Origin of the sequence: Flavobacterium reichenbachii, assembly GCF_002217435.1 — a bacterium.
Classification (GTDB): Bacteria; Bacteroidota; Bacteroidia; order Flavobacteriales; family Flavobacteriaceae; genus Flavobacterium; species Flavobacterium reichenbachii.
The window spans coordinates 46457-66267 of the sequence record NZ_MUHF01000009.1; the positions used below are offsets into that span (position 1 = coordinate 46457).

General features: G+C 34.7%; 12 protein-coding genes. 3 read left to right on the forward strand and 9 right to left on the reverse strand.

The features are described from left to right. Positions 1-49: 49 nt before the first annotated feature. Complete coding sequence (locus tag B0A68_RS09585; RefSeq protein WP_035689350.1) at positions 50-1108, forward strand: sensor histidine kinase; 1059 nt, start codon at positions 50-52, stop codon at positions 1106-1108. A 64-nt stretch (positions 1109-1172) separates the two neighbouring features. After that, positions 1173-1886: a LytR/AlgR family response regulator transcription factor gene (locus tag B0A68_RS09590; protein ID WP_035689347.1), complete on the forward strand. Its 714-nt coding sequence runs from the start codon at positions 1173-1175 to the stop codon at positions 1884-1886. Positions 1887-2135: 249 nt separating this feature from the next. Here the strand turns inward: B0A68_RS09590 and nagB are convergent, their stop codons facing one another. Both nagB and B0A68_RS09600 read right to left on the reverse strand, forming a co-directional pair. After that, positions 2136-4049 (reverse strand): glucosamine-6-phosphate deaminase, encoded by a 1914-nt coding sequence (gene nagB / locus B0A68_RS09595; RefSeq protein WP_035689344.1) that lies wholly within the window; start codon positions 4047-4049, stop codon positions 2136-2138. 142 nt (positions 4050-4191) lie between these two features. Continuing rightward, on the reverse strand, positions 4192-6288 hold the full coding sequence (locus B0A68_RS09600) for an alpha-L-fucosidase (protein ID WP_084679183.1): 2097 nt from the start codon (positions 6286-6288) through the stop codon (positions 4192-4194). A 302-nt stretch (positions 6289-6590) separates the two neighbouring features. Between B0A68_RS09600 and B0A68_RS09605 the strand changes: the two genes are divergently transcribed. Further along, complete coding sequence (locus B0A68_RS09605) at positions 6591-6989, forward strand: VOC family protein (RefSeq protein ID WP_035689341.1); 399 nt, start codon at positions 6591-6593, stop codon at positions 6987-6989. A gap of 51 nt (positions 6990-7040) precedes the next feature. On the opposite strand, the gene B0A68_RS09610 is transcribed toward B0A68_RS09605, so the two are convergent. The 7 genes from B0A68_RS09610 to B0A68_RS09640 all read right to left on the reverse strand — a co-directional run bounded on the left by B0A68_RS09610 (position 7041) and on the right by B0A68_RS09640 (position 19741). Continuing rightward, entirely contained in the window at positions 7041-7553 is a 513-nt protein-coding gene (locus B0A68_RS09610) for a hypothetical protein (protein ID WP_035689338.1), read from the reverse strand. Positions 7554-7607: 54 nt separating this feature from the next. Then, on the reverse strand, positions 7608-8990 hold the full coding sequence (locus B0A68_RS09615; protein ID WP_035689335.1) for a glycine-rich domain-containing protein: 1383 nt from the start codon (positions 8988-8990) through the stop codon (positions 7608-7610). An 80-nt stretch (positions 8991-9070) separates the two neighbouring features. Beyond that, positions 9071-9628, reverse strand: coding sequence for a YdeI/OmpD-associated family protein (locus B0A68_RS09620; RefSeq protein ID WP_035689333.1), 558 nt, complete (start codon positions 9626-9628; stop codon positions 9071-9073). Positions 9629-9701: 73 nt separating this feature from the next. Continuing rightward, positions 9702-10358 (reverse strand): hypothetical protein, encoded by a 657-nt coding sequence (locus tag B0A68_RS09625; RefSeq protein WP_035689331.1) that lies wholly within the window; start codon positions 10356-10358, stop codon positions 9702-9704. 129 nt (positions 10359-10487) lie between these two features. Continuing rightward, positions 10488-12893: a sugar-binding domain-containing protein gene (locus tag B0A68_RS09630; protein ID WP_035689328.1), complete on the reverse strand. Its 2406-nt coding sequence runs from the start codon at positions 12891-12893 to the stop codon at positions 10488-10490. Between the two features lie 290 nt (positions 12894-13183). Continuing rightward, positions 13184-16705, reverse strand: coding sequence for a malectin domain-containing carbohydrate-binding protein (locus tag B0A68_RS09635; RefSeq protein WP_035689325.1), 3522 nt, complete (start codon positions 16703-16705; stop codon positions 13184-13186). Between the two features lie 306 nt (positions 16706-17011). Beyond that, the gene (locus B0A68_RS09640) at positions 17012-19741 is read right to left on the reverse strand and encodes an alpha-d-galacturonidase (RefSeq protein ID WP_084679181.1); all 2730 of its coding nucleotides are present in this window, start codon (positions 19739-19741) and stop codon (positions 17012-17014) included. Between the last annotated feature and the right edge of the window lie 70 nt (positions 19742-19811).

A 19811-nucleotide genomic window follows, 5' to 3' on the forward strand; every position in this document is an offset into this window, starting at 1 on the left:
AGCTCTAAACACCAAAAAACAGTAACAAACGATCTCCTAAAATTTTATTATGATTATCAACTCAGACAAACTTTACAGACTCCCAGTACGCTTTCATATTTACTTTTGGCTGACTTATTTTTTGTTTAATACTTTCCGCTGGGGAAGCTATTTTAATGATTATCTCTATTCTTTAAAAACAAATTTATTAGGCTTTCCGATTCACATGGCGTTGTGTTATCTTAACATTTTGGTTTTAATGCCGTATTTAGTTTATCACAAAAAATACTTTCTGTATGTAATCGCGATCTTGTCGGCAATTTTTGTAATGGTCATCATCAAATTTAACCTTACCTATTTATTGATTACACATGACGTGTGGCCGGAAGGACCTCAGACTATCGACAAACTGACACTCAATTACACCATTGATATGATGATGGGAGAACTCTATGTAATCACTTTTGTAACTGCTATAAAAATTACATTGAATTTCCTGAAAGAACAAAGAAGGGTTACAGATCTTGAAAAATCACAACTGGAAACTGAACTGCTGTTTTTAAAATCGCAGATTTCTCCGCATTTTTTCTTCAATACACTTAATAATATTTATTCTTTATCTGTAGAAAAATCAAATAAAACTCCAAAGGTTGTTTTAAAACTTTCTGAATTAATGCGTTATATGCTTTATGAAACCAAAGGCAAAAAACAGAGTTTAGAAAATGAAATTTTATGCATCCAAAATTATCTTGATCTGGAACGCATAAGAAACGGAGAACGTCTAGAAGTAAATATGTCTATCTCGGGAGATATTCACGATAAAGAAATATCTCCGGTTTTACTGCTTACTTTTATCGAAAATGCTTTTAAACACGGCGTAAATAAAAATTCCGGAAATGTTACGATAGATATTGATTTTGACGTCAAAGGAGACTATCTTCACTTCACACTTTCAAACCCTACGCCAGAAATTACCGTACATAAAGATAATTTTAACAAGTCAAGTGGTATAGGTCTGGAGAACGTAAAAAAAAGACTCGAATTAGGATATAATAAAAACGACTATAAGCTTTCATTTAAAAATAAAAAGAATATTTTTGTCGTAAAGCTAGTCATAAAAGTCACTTAGCCCCAATTTTGGCTTTTTTAAAACTATACCTACAAAACCTTACCGGCCAAAAAAGTATACAGAAATGAAAATAAAATGTTTGATTATTGACGACGAGCCATTGGCTATTAACGTTATTAAAAATTATATTGAACAGATTGAAGATTTAGAATTAATAAACACCTTTAGTAATTCTATTGAAGGTTTGAATTTCCTAAAAAACAATACTATCGATGTAATTTTTCTAGACATTAACATGCCTGTTCTGGATGGTATTAATTTTATTAAAAGTCTGGAAAATCCTCCTTTATTAATAATTACAAGTGCTTATGACCAGTTTGCAATAGAAACCTACGAGCTTGATGTTTTAGACTATCTCGTAAAACCAATCGAGTTTCCGCGTTTGATGAAAGCGGTAAACAAGATCAATAAACGACTGAGTAATTCGCCAAAGGCAGCTGTAGAAAGCAACAAAGAGAACCCTTTTATCTTTGTTAAGATTGATAAGAAAAAAATGAAAAAAATTCTTCTCAATGAAATCTTAGTGATAGAAAGTCTAAAGGATTATTTAAAAATAAGCACCACTTCTGGTAAATTTATTATACACAGCACACTTTCTGACTTTACCAATTTACTGCCCGAAAGAGATTTTATAAGAATACACAGATCATACACAATTGCAATTGATAAAATTGACGCCGTAGAAGGAAACAGTATTGAAATTGAAGGACTTCGCTACGTAATTGGAAGATCTTACATTGACGAAGTAAAACAGAAAATTTTAAATTCTTCTATTTAGATTTTACCGCTGAAATCAATAAAAAAAATTCGCAAAGCTTAACCAATAAGCTTTGCGAATTTTTTTATTTCTACTTTATCCAATCAAAAAAAAACTTAGCAGACTTTGCGTAAACCTTTGTTGCTTTGAAGTAAAAAAAAGCATAAAAAACGAAAATGCAGCCACCACAGCTGCATTTTCTTCAATATAGGTAACTAACCAAATAAACCATGAATAGCTTATTATCTTTATTGAACAACAAAAACTAATTTAGAAATGATAACGTTTAAAAGCTTCAATTGCAGAGTAATCTGCTAATCCTAAATCGTGGTATTTTTTTGCTGTCAATCTATTTCTGTCTTCAACTCGAACCCAAAACTCTCTGCTGTCATCACCCTGAAACATAACTCCGTCTTTTTGAGACTGGTGATAAAAAATAGCATGACGTTTCTTAAGAACCTGATCCGGACTCATTGGTACAGCCATTTCAATTTGGTACGATTCCCACTCATGCCAAGCGCCTCTGTAAAGCCAAACCCAGCATTCGTCCATAAAACTTTTGTGTTTCAGCCTTTTCAAAGCTTCAAACAAACTATCCAGACAAACTTTGTGCGTACCGTGAGGATCTGCAAGATCTCCGGCTGCATAAATTTGATGTGGTTTTATTCTTTCGATGATATCACACATAATTTCTATATCTGCATCAGAAAGATTATTTTTCTTTACGGTTCCTGTTTCATAAAAAGGAAGATCAAGGAAATTTACATTAGAATCCGGCAGACCTAAATATCGGGTTGCTGCCAAAGACTCGCTTCTTCTAATTAATCCTTTTAATTTTCTAACTTCTAATGAATCTATATCATTACTCTTTTTATTTTTCAAAAAGTTAATAATAGCTTCAGATTCAGTAGAATTCACATTTAATGCTTTCGAAATTTCGGCAAATTTTAATGCCTCTTCGTTTGAAACTGCAATGTTTCCAGAAGTTTGATATGCAATATGCACGTCGTGCCCCTGCTCTACTAAGCGGTCAAAAGTACCTCCCATAGAAATTACATCATCATCTGGGTGCGGGCTGAAAATAATAATTCTTTTTTTCTCCGGTGTGGAACGCTCCGGTCTGTAAGTATCATCAGCATTCGGCTTTCCGCCCGGCCATCCAGTGATCGTCTGCTGCATCTTATTAAACATCTGAATATTTAAATTGTATGCAGTACCTTCTTCAGTCAGAAGGCTTGACATGCCATTATCGTTATAGTCTTTATCTGTTAATTTAAGGAAAGGCTTTCCGGTCAATTCACTCAACCACGCTACCGCCTTTAATTTTAATTCTTCTGTCCAAACAACCGATTTTACTAACCATGGCGTTTTTACACGCGTTAACTCAGACGAAGCTTCTGTATCTAAAACAAAAGTTGTATTACTATGTTCCTGCAGATAAGTTGCTGGAACTCTAGACGAAATCTGTCCCTCTATAGTTTCCTGAATGATTCCAGCCTTGCTGATTCCCCATCCAAGAAGTACAATTCTTTTTGCATGACGTACTGTACCAATTCCCATTGTAATCGCTTTTCTGGGAACATTATCGATTCCTAAAAAAGAAGAAGCTGCATCAATACGTGTTAAGTGATCTAATGTAATGCTTCTTGTACCAGAATTTACGTGAGATCCCGGCTCATTAAAACCAATATGCCCAGTTCGTCCTATTCCTAAGAGCTGAAAATCTAATCCTCCATAAGACTTAATTTTCATTTCATAATCAATGCAATACTGCTGTAATTCCTCAGCGCTTACCTTTCCGTCAGGAATATTAATATTGGAAGCAGGAATGTTTACATGATTAAAAAGATGTTCATGCATAAAATGAAAATAACTCTGGATATTATTCTTATCCATTGGATAATATTCATCTAAATTAAAAGTAACTACGTTTGCAAAACTCAGTCCTTCTTCTTTATGCATTCTTACAAGTTCTTCATATACTTTTATTGGTGAAGAACCTGTTGCCAAACCCAAAACACATGGCTCATTTAACTCATTTTTTCTCTGAATTAAATTTGCAATTTCTTGCGCCACTAATAAAGAAGCTTCTTGAGAGGAGTCAAAAATAACGTTATGAATTTTTTCAAAACGTGTTTCTTCAAACTTACCTGCTTCTCTAAAACCTATATCTTCTTTAATCATGTTTCGGTTATTCGATTAATTAATTTAGGATAAATTTATGTTTTTGTTAAATAGCTGCTATTATAATTTCGACTAATAACAAATTATCATCGCCAAAAGACATAATTCTAAACTTAAAGCTATTTTTAAAATCTTTATTTTTTTACTCTTCGACTACATCAATTTCACCAATAGAAACCGATTGGCCTTTACTTACTGCCGCCGTCGCAGTAAAACGCAAATATCGGGTTTGCACTCCTACAAAAACCTTAACCTGCTCTATCGGATTATGTTTGATATTAGAGAATTCTCCTTCTGACTGTTTTGTCCAATTTACATTATCAATACTGGTATAGAATTCATAATTCGAAATCAGATTTAGATTATTACCAACCTGCTGTGGTGTATAAGTAAATCCCTTTATTTTTAGAGAAGTTCCCATATCAATAGTTACGGTCTGCGGTAGTTTATTGGTTTCGCTTCCAAAACCCCAATCTGTATCGGGATTACCGTCTATTATTCGGTCTGCAGTTTTTAGATCACCGCTTGAAACGGCAGTTATTTTCCAATTTTCTTTTGAAATTCCATACTTTGCCATTTTTACCGCACTGTTTATTTTTTCTGCAGTATTTCTTGAAATCGCTTTTATCTGTACCGCTTTGTCGTACTTAAACGGATTTTTGTACAACAAACTTTTTGCTGATGGATTGCTTCCGTCAACCGTATAATAAATACTGTCTCCATTTTCAGATTTTATCGTAACCAAACCATTTTTATCACGCTTAATTTCGGGTGCACGAACAAATGTTGGTGCGTTATAAGCCTGAATGTTAGAAATTACAATACTCGATTTAGCATCTGTAATCGTAATGCGAAGTTCTGAAGCCTTTACTCTCTCCAGCCTCAAAATTCTTTTGTAACCAATTGTAGTTTCGTTTGCAATAGTCTGCCATTTACCCTCTACTTTAGCTTCAACCGTAAATGCCTTTACGCGCTGCCCTAATTTAATATCCTCCTGAAGAAGGATTCTGTTTAATGCTGTAGGTTTATTAAAAACAAAAGAGATCGATGCCTTGTTTACATTATCATCGGTTGCCCAATAGGTATTTTTATTTCCGTCGATTACATTTTTAGCATTAAATTCAATATTATTTCCTCTAACATTATCTGCGTTGACTTTTGTACCTGCCAGCAATTCCTTTTTAAAATCTGCTTTTATAGTTGCTACCAGTTCTTTTAATCGCGCTTCGTCATTTTCATGAACCAATCCGCGTCTGTCTACAGGAAGATTCAATAATAAAGTTGCATTTCGTCCAATCGATTCATAATAAATATCAACCATTTCGTCAAGCGGACGAACTTTGTCATCTTCAACCGAATGATAAAACCATCCCGGTCTAATCGAAACATCGGCTTCTCCCGGCACCCATTTTTCTCCATCTTCGTGTCCCGACATAAATTCGCTGTAATGTACTTTTCCAGCCAATTCATCTTTCTGGCGCAGCAAAGACCAATTGGTTTTTCCTGCACGTCCTTCTTCATTTCCAATCCATCTTGCTTCAGACGGACCAACACCCCAAACCAATGTTTTTGGAGCGATATTGTAAATTAATTTATACGTTTCATCCCAATTGTAATACGTAAGCGAATTGATTTTTCTGGTTTCGTCAGCACCGCCATAATACCCGTCACCGCCATTGGCACCATCAAACCACATTTCGAAAACATCGCCATAATTGGTCAATAATTCTTTTAACTGATTTCTAAAATAGGTTACATATTCAGGTTTTCCATATTCAGGGTGATTTCTGTCCCAAGGCGAAAGATACAATCCTAATTTTAAATTGTATTCTTTACAGGCTGCCGCTAATTCTTTTACTAAATCGCCTTTTCCGTTTTGCCACGGCGAATTTTTTACCGAGCGTTCTGTATAGGCAGAAGGCCATAAACAAAAACCATCATGATGTTTGGCAACCAGAATTATTCCTTTCATTCCGGCATTTTTAACCACGCGTGCCCACTGACGAACGTCTAATTGCGACGGATTAAAAAGTGCTGGTGATTCGTCTCCGTAACCCCACTCCTTATTGGTAAAGGTGTTTAATGAAAAATGTACAAAAGCATAAAATTCCATTTCCTGCCAGTCGATTTGTTTTTGCGAAGGAAGCGGTCCAAAAGGTTTTGGAGCATTTGCAAATTCCTGACTGAAGCTGTTGGAAATTATACCAAAAAGACATAAGTATAGAAAAATATTTTTCATCGGTTTTGAATTTAGTTAGCCGCTCTTTCGACTCTAAGATATAAATTTAGAATAAATCATTATTTCATCAATAGAATTTCGACCAACAACTATTTTGAACGAGTTTCTGTAAAAGAATTTATTTTTTTTAAGATAAAAGGTCATCATACAATAATTAAGGAATAAAGAAACTTACTTCCATTTCTTAAATGATCTTTAAAGATTTGCTAACATTATAAAAATGTAACATTTAACCAAATAAATATAAAAGTTCAGAATTTGAAATACATAATTTTATTTCCCAATTTAAAAAACCTGCAAAAATGGAAACTAAAATGATCTGGGGGAATTTATCTTCGAATAATCTAGACGCTACACGTAATTTTTATACCAAACTAGGTTTTGAATTTAATGGAAAACACAGTTCAGATGATGCAGCAAGTTTTCTGTTTGGCGGTAATAAATTTATCATCAACTTCTTCAAAAAGAACAAATTAAAAGATGATACCAACGGATCGATAGGAAATTGGGAGAAACAAAGTGAAGTGTTGTTCTCGCTTTCTGCCAATACTAGAGCAGAAGTCGATAAATGGCGTGATAAAGTTCTGGAATGCGGCGGTCAGATCTTTTCTGAACCTCAAAATTACGGAGAAGGATATACTTTTTGCTTCTCAGATCCTGATGGTCATAAATTTAATGTTTTGTACTGGCCGGGAATGTGATATTAAAGAAATGAAAAAGTCAAAGCAAACTTGCTCTTAACTTAATAAATGTTATTTCTTATCCGTTACTTTTTGCTTTATTTCCGGAATTACAATTTTCTTACTGAGATTTAAAAGTTCATTATATTCCAAATCCTCATCGTCTGGAGGAAAAGCCAAACACCAGCTTTTTCCATCATCATTAGAAAACAATAATAATGCAGCTTCTGTAACAACCACAAATTCATTATTTTCCAGCTCTGTAATTAATGGAATTGTACATTGGAGTTCATCATCTGACTGAACAATTTTTGAATGCTTCCCAAAACTAAATTTATATCTTGTAATTTTATTGGTTTCTATCACTGCAGAAATCTCATTTAAAACAACTGCAACACTATCCTTACCGCCAACGTAATTAACCATTTTTGGACAAAAATAATCTGCCAATAAGTTGTTATTTTTTTGGTTGAATAAAATTTCGATCTCTTTTATTTTTAAATCGAGATTCTCGTACTTACTCTTTGTCTGAGCATAATTCCAATTTGAAATTAGCATCATTACAAGCAAAAGGGTATTTTTCATTACTATATTTAGAAAAATTAATTATTAGGTTTATTTCGTCTTTCAATACTTTTCTTAATCTCCTCCGCATCCACCGCAAGAGCTTCCGCAGGAAGAACCGCATGAACTGCTGCACGAAGAGTCAGATGAAGTACAGGAAGAACCAGAATTGTTAGACGAAAATGAATTATTGTTATGATAATTTGTTAACGGAATAAATGAACTCGCCAGGACTATGTTCCCGTATAAAAAATAATTCCATTCCCAATTTGTTTCGCTTTTATTACTGCTGTTGATTTTTTCTTGGAAAGAAGAAGGTATAATTTGGGTAAACATTAAATCTATAATACGCTTTACATAATAACTAGAAATGATAACCAAAGGAACAATCGTAAATAACAATAATGTTACCGGTTTACCTCTCCAAATCCCTGTAATAAAACGACTAAAAATAACACTTAATAATACTCCTAAAACAATCATTGTTAAGAGTATAACAAAAGTAAATTCTTTTGAGTCGATAATTCGCTGCCTGATTCTGTACGTACCTTTTTGCAATTGTTCAAAAATTGGTTTTTGCATCGCTGTTCTGCACAATTGTCTGTAAGGCATTGGTTCAAAGTCTTTCATGATCTCAATGATACAATTTTCATATTGATTATGTCCAAAATTCTCATCGACCAATTGTAATCTCTCGTTTGTTAGAACCTTGATTTTGTGATCCATAATTAAATTATTGACAGCACCGTGAACAACTACTTCCAGTTTATTTTCCTTAAAATAAACCAATTCGAGAGCACTCAGGTTTTGTATAATTGGATTGGATTTGATGCTCTCAAACAAAGCAATAAAGCTGCGTCTGGAATAGTATTCTAAAAAAAGAAAAGCAGCTACAAATAACAGTAAATAGCCAATTAAGAAATGGGGATTTTTAATTTTTATTAAAAAAGAAAAAATAAGAAGACAAACAGGGAAAGACAGCAGTATAGAGTTTCTCAAAAAATATTTACTGAGCTTAGAAACATCATATTTGCTTTTGTTAAGATTCAAAGAATCTAATTCATTTTTACAATTCCAAACCTCAGAAGGCTGTATTCCGAAATTAATTTCATACAATTCTTTTGTCCGCTCTTTTGCAATTTGAAATTTATCAAACTCAGATCGGTTATGTGTAGATGGAATATGCTCGATTCTCTTTTCCAGCAGAGTACAGAAATCAGAATACGAATTGGTAAAAATTAAATGCTGGTGCCAGACAATATCTACAATTTCCGATGGTGAAACCATTTCATTATGGGTTGCCGCCAAAAACATAAATTTTTTATATTCTAACAAAGCGCTTTGAGTAAAATATAACGTCCAATGATTTTCAAGTGCTAAACGTGTTGAAAATCCGTATTGATCAGCAGCATTATCAAAGTCAAAATTCAGGACTTTTTCCCAAAGTGTTTTATCCATAAAAACATTGTTATTATTGAAATTCGTTCAAAAATAGTTGGCTGGGATTAATCTTCCAAATTATGTTGAAAATAAATGCATTACAAAACCCGTTTCAATTTTTCGCTTTCAGTAATTGTCTTCTCCAATCTGGACTGCTGCGTTTTTTCCTGCTTCGCGCTCATTATCCAGTGAATCATTACTTTTTTGTATGAAGGTGCCTGTTTTTCAAAAAATTCCCAGGCAGTTTTATTGTTCTTAAACTGCTTTTCGTAATCAGGATCCAGCGGAACAGGCTCTTTCTCGTGCGAATAAATTTTTGATTTGCTTTCGGTTCTAAAACTAAACGCTTTTAGACCTTCATCTTTCATAATTCCCGCTTTGGTAAGCTCCTCCATTTTTTTGATATTGATGGCACTCCAAATGCTGGAAGGTTTTCTGGGAGTAAAACGAATTGTATAACTGTCCTTGTCTATCGATTTCCTGACACCATCGATCCAGCCAAAACAAAGTGCCTGATCTACAGATTCCGGCCAGCTTATAGAAGCTTTTCCGCTGTTGACCTTGTAAAAACCTACCAAAAGTTCTTTCTGGTCTTTATGGTGTTTCTCAAGCCATTTTCTAAATTCAGCCGGTGTTTCAAAAAAAGTTAGTGTCATCTTTTTACTCTTTTTTTATATCGTAAATATATAAATAATATAGAAAGAGGAATTTGCATTTTTAATTCTTTATCTATGGATATTCAAATCCAAATTCGAACTTTTGAAGTTTATTATTCCACAATTTATAACTTGCATAATAAGATGGCATATTGTTTTTTTCTAATAGTTTTGATTTACTATCATTGGGTAATTCAATTGTATAATAAAGTTCGATATAACCTTTAGTACTGTCTATTGGCGCATAACATTTTCCAAGTATTTTGACAATATCGTTTTTGCTCATCCCCAGCTTGATCCCTTTACCAGTTTTAAAAGCATCCGCTTTAATTTTTCGATAATTAAGACTTTCCTTAGTGGAATTTTCTATTTTAAAAATTGAGATTTGATATTTCGAATCACCCGGATGCTGTATTAAAGTTAAAGTTTCATCTTCTCTATTTGAATAAAAATGATACTGACCCAACTCATCTATTTTGTCTTTATCTTCAATAACTTTTTTTGCACTTTCAAAATTTCGAATCTCTATTCCGTTTACAGAAATATCAGGCTCATCTAAAAGGCAATTCGATTTTTTCAGTTTCAGTATTGCTTCATATTTTAACCTTTCTGTTTGATCAGGTTCTGGAATTAATTCAGTTCTTGGATTTTGTGCAACCGTTTTATTCTCTTCTTTTTTACAGCTGATAAGAACCGTAATACAGATCAGACAATATATTATTTTTCTCATCTATTATTTTAAGTTATGAAACTGAGGATATATTTTTTTATCACAGCTAAAATAACATTATTTTTCTTTCTGTCTAAAACAAAAGCAGTTATAAACGAGATTCCTGAAATTGTTAACTATTTCATTCCATTAATTTACTTTTATAGTAAGAGTTTCAGCCGAAATTCCAGTTCCGGTCGAAGCCTTAAACTGAATATTTTCTTTGTTCCCGTTCGACTGAATAATCGCAACACATTTTCCGCTGAAAAGTTTACAGGAATTCGCTTTAAAAGAATCTAAATTAGCCTGATAACCATTATCAACTCCAACCAATTTTCCGCCGCCAGAAACTTCAAAATTGATTAAATCTGTGGCGTTTGGCAATAAGTTTCCGGCTGCATCAACAATTGAAACCGTTATATAAACCAAATCATAAGTATCATTTTTGACGGTAGTTTTATCTGCTTTTAAAGCTATTTTAGACGCTTCGCCAGCCGTATGAATTGCTGATTCTAAAACTACTTTTCCGTTCTTTCTGGAAACTGCTGTTAAAGTTCCTGGTTCAAACTTTACTTTCCATGAAATATGCAGCTCATCATTTTGTTTTGATTTTTTTCCGAGAGATTTTCCGTTTAAGAATAATTCTACTTCATCGGCATTATTGTAATACGCCCAAACGTCGACTTCCTGATCTTTTTTCCAGTTCCAATGCGGGAAAATATGCAAAACTGTTTTCTTCGACCATTCGCTTTGGTACATATAATACACATCTTTTGGAAGTCCAGCCAAATCTATAATTCCGAAATACGAACTTCTTGCCGGATAAGGATATGGATCTGGTTCTCCGATATAATCAAATCCAGTCCAGATAAAAGTTCCAGCCATGAAATCCTGTTTTTTGATCGTTTTCCAGTTTTCTTCGTGCGTTGCTCCCCAATACGATTTTACCTGATCGTAAGCCGAAACCGTCCAGTCTGCATTTCCGTCAAACGGAGCACCATGTTTGGTTGGCCAAGCTTTAATTCCGTCAGGAAAATCATAATGACCGCGTGTTTCTAAAGCCGAAACACTTTCTGAAGCCAAGATTTTTTGTCCTTTAAAACGCGCTGGAAAATCCTTGTAATCTTCGTGTTTGTAATTAAAACCCAAAAGATCTAAAGCTCCAGATTGATAAATGAAGTTTTTCTCAATAATATTTTCGGTCAAAGCCGAAGTTACAGGACGCGTTGTATCTAAAGATTTTACGATTTTAGCTAATTCTCTCGTAATCGCAATTCCAGTCGAATCAAACTGCTCACGGATTTCGTTACCAATACTCCACATCATTACAGATGGGTGATTACGGTCTCTTTTGATAAAATCTTCTAAATCTTGTTTGTGCCACGCATCCCAATCTTTGTGGTAATCATTGGTTACTTTTTTCTTTTTCCAAACGTCAAAAGCTTCATCCTGAACAATGAATCCCATTTCGTCGCACAATTGCATCATTTCTAAAGAATGTGGATTGTGTGACATTCTGATCGCGTTTGCTCCCATTTCTTTCAGTAAAGTCAACTTTCTTCGAACCGCATGAATGTTTTCAACCGCTCCCAAAGCACCATTATCATGATGAAGACAAACTCCTAATATTTTTGTCGGAACTCCATTTAAAGAAAAACCTTTCTCCGAATCAAAATTAAAAAATCGAAATCCTAAAGGTGTTTCATAATGATCCACCAATTTCGATTTTTCATAAACTTTCGTCACAACTTTATACAAATACGGATTTTCTGTACTCCATAATTTGGGCTGATTCAAAACCAAATCATGAATCTTTTTCTCTGATGTTTTAGCACCGATTTTTTCTGTTGAAGTAAAATTTGCTGCTTCTTTATTTTCTGCATTTAAAATAGAAGTAACCAGTTTAAATTCTTTTGCAGCAGTATTATCATTATCAATCGTAACTTCTACATGTATTTTTGATTTTTCTGTAGAAACTTCTGGCGTTGTCACGAAAGTTCCCCATTTGCCAACATGAAGTTTTTCAGTCGCAACCAAACGAACATTTCTATAAATCCCGGAACCGGTATACCATCTAGAATTGGGCTGTGCGTCGTTATCAACTTTCACCGCAAGGATATTTTCTTTTCCAAAGTTCAGATACTGAGACAAATCATAACCAAAAGAAATATAACCATTCGGACGCATTCCTAATAATTTACCATTTATAAAAACTTCACTATTTTTAAAAACCCCGTCAAATTCAATCGAAACCGTTTTGTTTTTCCAATTATTCGGAATAGTAAAAACTTTGCGATACCAGCCTTTTCCAGCTGGCAAAAATCCCTGCGCCTGTTTTGTTTTATTGTCTTTGTCAAAAGCGCCTTCAATACTCCAATCGTGTGGTAATTGAAGCTGTCTCCAATCTTTTGCATCAAAATCAGCTTGAATGGCAGTTGGATAATCTCCTAATTTGAAGCTCCAGTTTTTATTGAAATCTTCAACAATTCTGGCTTGTTTTTGTGCAAAAATAGATACTGAAAACAATAACGCAATTGCAATTTTTTTTAAAATCATATTCTTTAGTTTTCTCTCGCAAAGTCGCAAAAGCGCAAAGTTTTTTTTTTCTTAACCATATAAGTAATATAAGTTCAATTAAGGCATAACTTAAATTATCTTATACTACTTATATGGTTTAATTTTCTTCGCGCCTCTTCGACTTTGCGAGATTATTTTTTTTACTTCATAACCTCGAGCGTCTAACAAACGGTGTAGACAATTGAAGCGTAGACGCACTGCAGTGCGTCTCTACAATCAAATTCGTTAACGAACCTTTGCACCTTTGTCCTTTTGCACCTAAATAAAACCTATTGAAATTCGAAATTATCCAACATCAATCCTTTCAAATCCTCACCTTCTAAAGTTATTTTATAAGTCCCGGCATTAATATATCCGCCGGAAGTTGTGTTTAAAATCTTCCATTTTTCTGGTGAAGGAAAGAACTCAATCGTATCATTTCGCATTAAAATTCCGTACGCGTCTTCCATTTTAAATTTTACTTTTAATGGTGTTTCGTTTCGATTCATAAAACGGAAACGCATTAAATAAATTCCCGCAACTCCGGGTTTTACTTCAAACTCAATGCTGTTTTCAGTCTTTTTTGTAAATTCTATATAATCGGCTTTTTTGAAGTTTCCTTTTTCTATTCCCGTTCCTGTGGTTTTTGTTTTTTCTGCCTCGATGATTACGACTGGTCTAGAATCGTCTTTTTCACCCATATCGTAAGTTGGAACAACTGCAATTGACGATATTGTTTCAGAATTATTAAATAGAACCTTTTCTCCTTTTTTTACTTTTTTAGCTAAAACATCAAATGAAATTCCGTTGCTGTTTTTCGCTTTTTCTTCTATTTTTTTATAATCTGAAAGCCCGTTTAATGTTTTGATTTTATTGTCAACTAAAACATAAACAGTAGATTCTTCTTTTACTGTGAATGAACCTGAAACTTTTGAATCGCTAGAAAACTGTAAATAATCTGCTCCAAATATTTCTGAAGGCAGTTCTGTAAAAACAACATCCGAATCTGAATATTGTTTTGAATTAATATCCAGCCATGAAGCAATTTTGTTGGTTTTATCATAAGAATCTAAAACCAGATTCTGAATATTTCGTGAAGATTCTTCTGCAGGTCTTGCATGAATATCTTTTGTTCCAATTGCAATTGCAGAAATAATGGCTTGTCCCGCTTTTACATTCGGAAAAGAAATTACAATTTTTCCGTTTTTACTTTTTACTTTGAATGTTTTCTTTAAAGCTTTATCATGTCCGACTTCTGCCCAAATATCAAAATCTTTTAAAACCACATTTTCGTTAATAGCAACATCAAACAAACGCCAGCCTTTGCAATCCATACCGCCTCCGGTTCCGTACCAAGGTTCTGTAAAATACAATTCGACTAAATATTCTCCGTCTGATGCAGGAAATTCATAACGTAATTTATCGACGCCGTATCTAAAACTCTGAAACAATTCTGAATCTTTTGTACCGTTTATTGGGTCGAAAGTCATTCTCTGACTCGCAAAAAAATCAGGAAGTTTTTCAAAATTATCGGTCCATGACGAAGATCCGTACGTATATTTTCCGTTTTTACGTACATCCGTAAACCAAGTATTTCCTGAGCTGTCTGTCAATTCAGAACCTCCGCAATTTACTCTGTAAATGTAATTATAACCGCTTTTGGCTTTTGTAATATCGCTTTTATCAACTGTTAAAGCATCCAAATTTGGCGCCTTCGGAAGCGTGTTTAAAACAATATAATCTTTGGCAACAGCCACACCATTTACATAACCAACGGCATATAAAACATTATACTGAACATTAATATTGTTGAACTGAAAATGCTGTCCGCTTCCTGGATTTTTTAGTTTCCCTAAAGATAATTTATTGACGTCGTTAAACAATTCTACTTCATCGCAATTCGAATAAATATCGATTCCGTTTTTGATTCCTGCCGAATCCCAACGGCTTGGCCAAGTGTGGGAAACGATATAAACCATTGGGTTTGTTTTGTTCGAAACATAATTCGCACGGTACATATAAAACGCATCCAAAGGTTCTCCCCAAATCGTAAAGAGTCCTTTGTAATTTACTGGTCCTATTTTGTCAATATCCCTAAAACCCTCACCATTTTGAACGCGTCCCGGATTTTCGTGCGAAGCAAAAATCCAATTAAACTGTCCCGCAATTTTATCTTTTACCGATTCAGCCTCTCGGACTTTAATTTCCATTAATTGAGAAAATCTGTTCTCGCTTAAAATTCCTTTTTGATCATACTCACCTTCCGTATGCAAATCGGCAGAACGCCATGCGCCGTATTCTCCGTTTAGCAGTTGCGTGCTCATTTCGAGATGGTATTTTAAAGGGTCACCGCCATACGTTCCGGACCAGTTTTGCACGACATTCCAATCTGTTCCTTCTCCTCCGTTGCAAGTGGTTACAATGCGCTGTGAAGCTGATAGCGGATCCATTTCTCGGATAATCTTCGTGCATTCTTCTGCAAATGCTGCCGGAATTGTACTTTCATTCTGCAAACCCCACATTACAACTGACGGGCTGTTTCTGCGTTCTTTAATCCATTCGCGCAAAAGTGTTTTGAAATTTTCTTTAAACTCTGGTGTATCGTACCAAATATGTGCTGAAAACTGGCTCCAAAAAAGGATTCCATTTTCGTCTAATTCTTTTTGGTATAATAAATTATGAGGCTGATGCGCTTCTCTAAAAGCATTAAATCCGCCTGCTTTTATCTGCTCGATTCTGGAATGAATCATTTCGTCTGAAAACGAATGACTGTTTCCGATTAAATGTTCGTATTCACAAGTTCCATTTATGAATAAAGGTTCGTCGTTAATAAAAAAACGATTGTCTTTTCCGTCACGACTTACCGGCCAGCTTACCCAGCGGATTCCGTAAGGTGTTGTTAACTGATCTATTATCTTTCCGTTTTCATAAACAGAGGTTACCAGTTTATACAAATAAGGATTTGATGGCGACCACAATTTCGGATTTTGAATTTCTGGTAATGTTTGAGCGATAGATTTTATTTCTCCTGAAAGATTTTTAATGTCGCTTTTTGTCGAAACAACTTTTTTTCCTAAAGCATCAAAAAGTATATTTTCGATAGTTAAACTACGATCAGAATTACCGTAATTTTTGATTTCGGTAGTAGTATGAAGAATGGCGCTTTGTTTAGAAACCGATTTGTCGTTCCAAATATGAATTCCAAATGGCTCAATTCGAACATCGTTTGTAATGACCAAAGAAACGGGTCTGAAAATTCCCATTGGCTGTGAGCCTTCAGAAAATCCCCATTCGCCAGAACAGCCACCGCAAACCCACGGAAGATCTGCAATAAATGAGGGATGCGAAGCTTTAACAAGAATCTGATTTTCTTTATCAAAAAAAACAGCTTTGGTAATGTCTAATGTAAATGTGGTTCTTCCGCCTTTGTGCTGCCCGACTTTTTTACCGTTTACCCAAACATCTGCATATGAGCTTACACCTTCAAAATAAAGAAAAAGTCTTTTTCCAACTGCTGCTTTATCTAGTTTTAATGTTTTTTTGTACCAGGCAGTTCCATGTAAATTTCCATGTTTTGTTCTTCTAAAACCATAATACTGATCCCAATTGTGAGGCACACTCACCTTATTCCAATTGGAATCAGTTTTTGGATTTTCTACAAAATCTTCTTCTTTCAGCGGAAGATTATCCAACATTACGGTTTCCCAAGATGAGTTCAGCGAAATTTCTCTTCGAACTGAACTTTTGCTTTGACTCCAAACAAAGCAAAAACTTGAAAAAAAACAAAAAATAAAAAAAACTATTCTTTTCATATTTTTAAAACCATATAAGTGATATAAGGTAATTTAAGTTTTAACATCCTGCAAGGTTTTTAAAACCTTATAGGTTTGATTTCTTAACGTTGACTTAGAATACCTACAAGGTTTTAAAAACCTTGCAGGAAATGTCTAATGTAACTACGAGTTTGCGTGAGGGATTGAGGCGGTATCCTTTTATGAAGCTTTAGCGGAATAAAAGATATAGCCGAAAGCCCGACCCGAAGGGACACGCCCAAATTATTTTTTTATTCTAAACTTTATTATACCTACAAGGTTTTGAAAACCTTGCAGGAACGCAGATTAATAGAACAACCAGTCTATTGCCGCTTTTTCTCCTGCATCGATATATCCGACATCTCTTGGCGTCACGGTTTGATCTGCGTCGATAAAGCCTAAAATTAATACTTTTCCTTTTCCTAAATCTAATTTATTCTCGCCGGGTTGAAACGTATACGTATGAATATTTACACGAGGCAGCTCTTTTAAATTCATGGCACTTGCCAGAATAACTTCGGCTTGACCGTGTGCATTTCCTGCTGCATCTGTTTCTAAACTTGGCGGAAGCAAAAATCGCTTTTGATCTGAATTGAAATAACCAACCACTAATTTAACCGCTTTTGTATTTGTAAACTTCAAATGTGTTCCTTTTTCGTTTTGGTCGTTTTCTACGAATGTAAAGCCGCGTAGATTTTGAAGTTCAGGAGCTATTTTGGTTAACTCAGAAATGTCTGTTCCGTATACTTTTGTTCCTGTTTTTACTAAATAGGTTCCCGGTTTTTCATCGATGAAAGTTACTTCTGCCATTTTCCAGGGTTTTCCTTCTTTGGTTTCGATTTTACCATCTTTTGAAGCTTTTAATTTGTCTAGATTTCTTTTGAAATTAGCCAATTCACGTTCGTAATGCGGTAATAATTCTGCCCAGGTTTTGTTGTTTCCGTCGTCGCCTCCAATCGGGATTCGGCGTTGCGCGGTCTGCATACTGTTGGCGTAATAATACGTATCTTTTGTCAGGTTTACCAATAATTCATAATGCTCGATGCTTTTCTCCAAATGAGGCATCGCTTTGTCTAAATCGGTAATATCGTTTGAATAACTGTATCTCAAGACCAATAAAGCCGCTTTTACTTTTTCTGAAAAGAAATCGGCGAAGGCTTTATAAGCATGCATATCGTTTTTAAGACGTAAAAATTCTTCTTTGTCTTTGGTTACGCTTGCTTCGGCTTTATCAATGGCTTCAACGGCTAATCTTCCGTGTTCTGTTATTTCGGCAATAATCTGTGTTGGAAGTTCGCCAGAATGTGGTTCTTTGTTCCATTCTTTTTTAGCATATTCTAAAAGCAATTCTCCAGCTGGTCCGCACGATTCGTGGAAACCCGGATACACACGCCATTTTGCCGGATTTACTAATTGGCTTTCGAACATTCCTAATAATAAGGTTTGACGATTTCCTTCGGTAATTCCGAAACGTCTTAATGTTTTTGGAGCAATTTCTCCTGTTTCATCATACGCTTTTTGGATGTTATTTGAGGCTTCCTGATCTGTTCCGTATTTAGAAGCGAGATCTTTATTCCAGAATTTAACTTCTTCGTTTCGGTCTCTTTTGCTGTCCCAAGCATATCTAGCCCAGGCTTTGTACCAAATCCAGTCACGATCCATTTCTAATAAACGTTCGCCTGTTTTTGTTTTATCTGCCGAATAGGGCCAATCCCAATATGATGCCTGCGGATATAAATGCAATGCATTGGCTCCGTGCACGCTGTGCATGGCTTTTACCGTTTTCTGAATAAAATCTGGCGAACCGTATCTGAAAGGTTCTAAGTTAGCCAAAATATGGACGTTTTCTATATGAATTGATTTTAAAGCACTTAACTGTTTATGAGTTTCGCCCCAAGGTCCGCCCGGCGTGTAAGTCGTTAAAGATTCTCCTGTGTATTTACTTTCTGTATATAAATTTTTATATAACGGAAGTGATTTTTCCATTACCAAAGGTCCATCTGTATCGTGCGAGCGCAAAATAATTGGAGGTTCTTCAGTTTTTCCTAATGCCTGTAAACCGTCGCGAACGCCCGGAATAATGGTTTTGGTGAACCATTCTACATCGTCATCAACTGTATTGATTGCTTCTCCCAAACAAACCATTAACCCAACATTTGGATATTTTTCTATAAAAGCGGCAATAGATTTTCTGGTATAATCTGAAAGTAATGGCGTAATTGGTCGCGAACGATCCTGTGTTTTAATGTTATAATGTTCTGCAAAAGGTTTTGAAACAATAATATTGTAAAACATCTGAATGACCCAGATTCCACGTTTGTTGGCTTCAACCGTTAAGAATTTATAGATTTCTTCGTTCTTTTTGAAATCTTCGTCGCTTACTTCTACAGCAAAAGGATATTCTTTTAGTTTTACTAAAGATGCAAAAGGATGTCCGTTCCACAAATACAAGGAGTTCATTCTGTTTTGAACCAGCATATCCAAATACTTCGTCCACAGTTTTTTATCGTAAAACCACGGAAAAGTTTCTGGTGTATACGGATATTCATAAACGTCACGTCCCGGAAGATAAACGGGTTTCTGCATTCCGATACAAGCACCTCTTAAAACCATTTCCGGACTGTCGTCAATATTAATTTCTGACGGAAGTTTTCCCGAATCTTTTATACGATCTGCTAATTCTAATGCGCCGTACAAAGCACCGCTTGCATCTGTTCCTTCAATAAAAATGATATTTTTTTGAGTACGAATTTGAAAGCCTTCTTTTTTAGTCAGTTTACTATCGTCAATTTTGGCGCTTTTTGCGTTTTGCTTCCAGAAATCTGTTCCTTTTTCTCCAATAACAATTACCTGGTCTTTTGACTTTGTAATTTTAGTAGAAGAAGTAGTTTTGAAACCTTTAGAAGATAATGTTTCTGATAGTTTTTCGGCTCCAAATTTTGCTCTCGGCGAATTGGCATCACTAACAATTGTTATGTTTTGCGCTGTCGCGAAAGAGACGTAGAAACCTAAAAAAAGTAAGCTTAAATATTTCATTGTATTGTAATTTTATTCTTTGGGAATGCGATTCGAGACCTAACAGGTTTTGAAAACCTGTTAGGTCTTC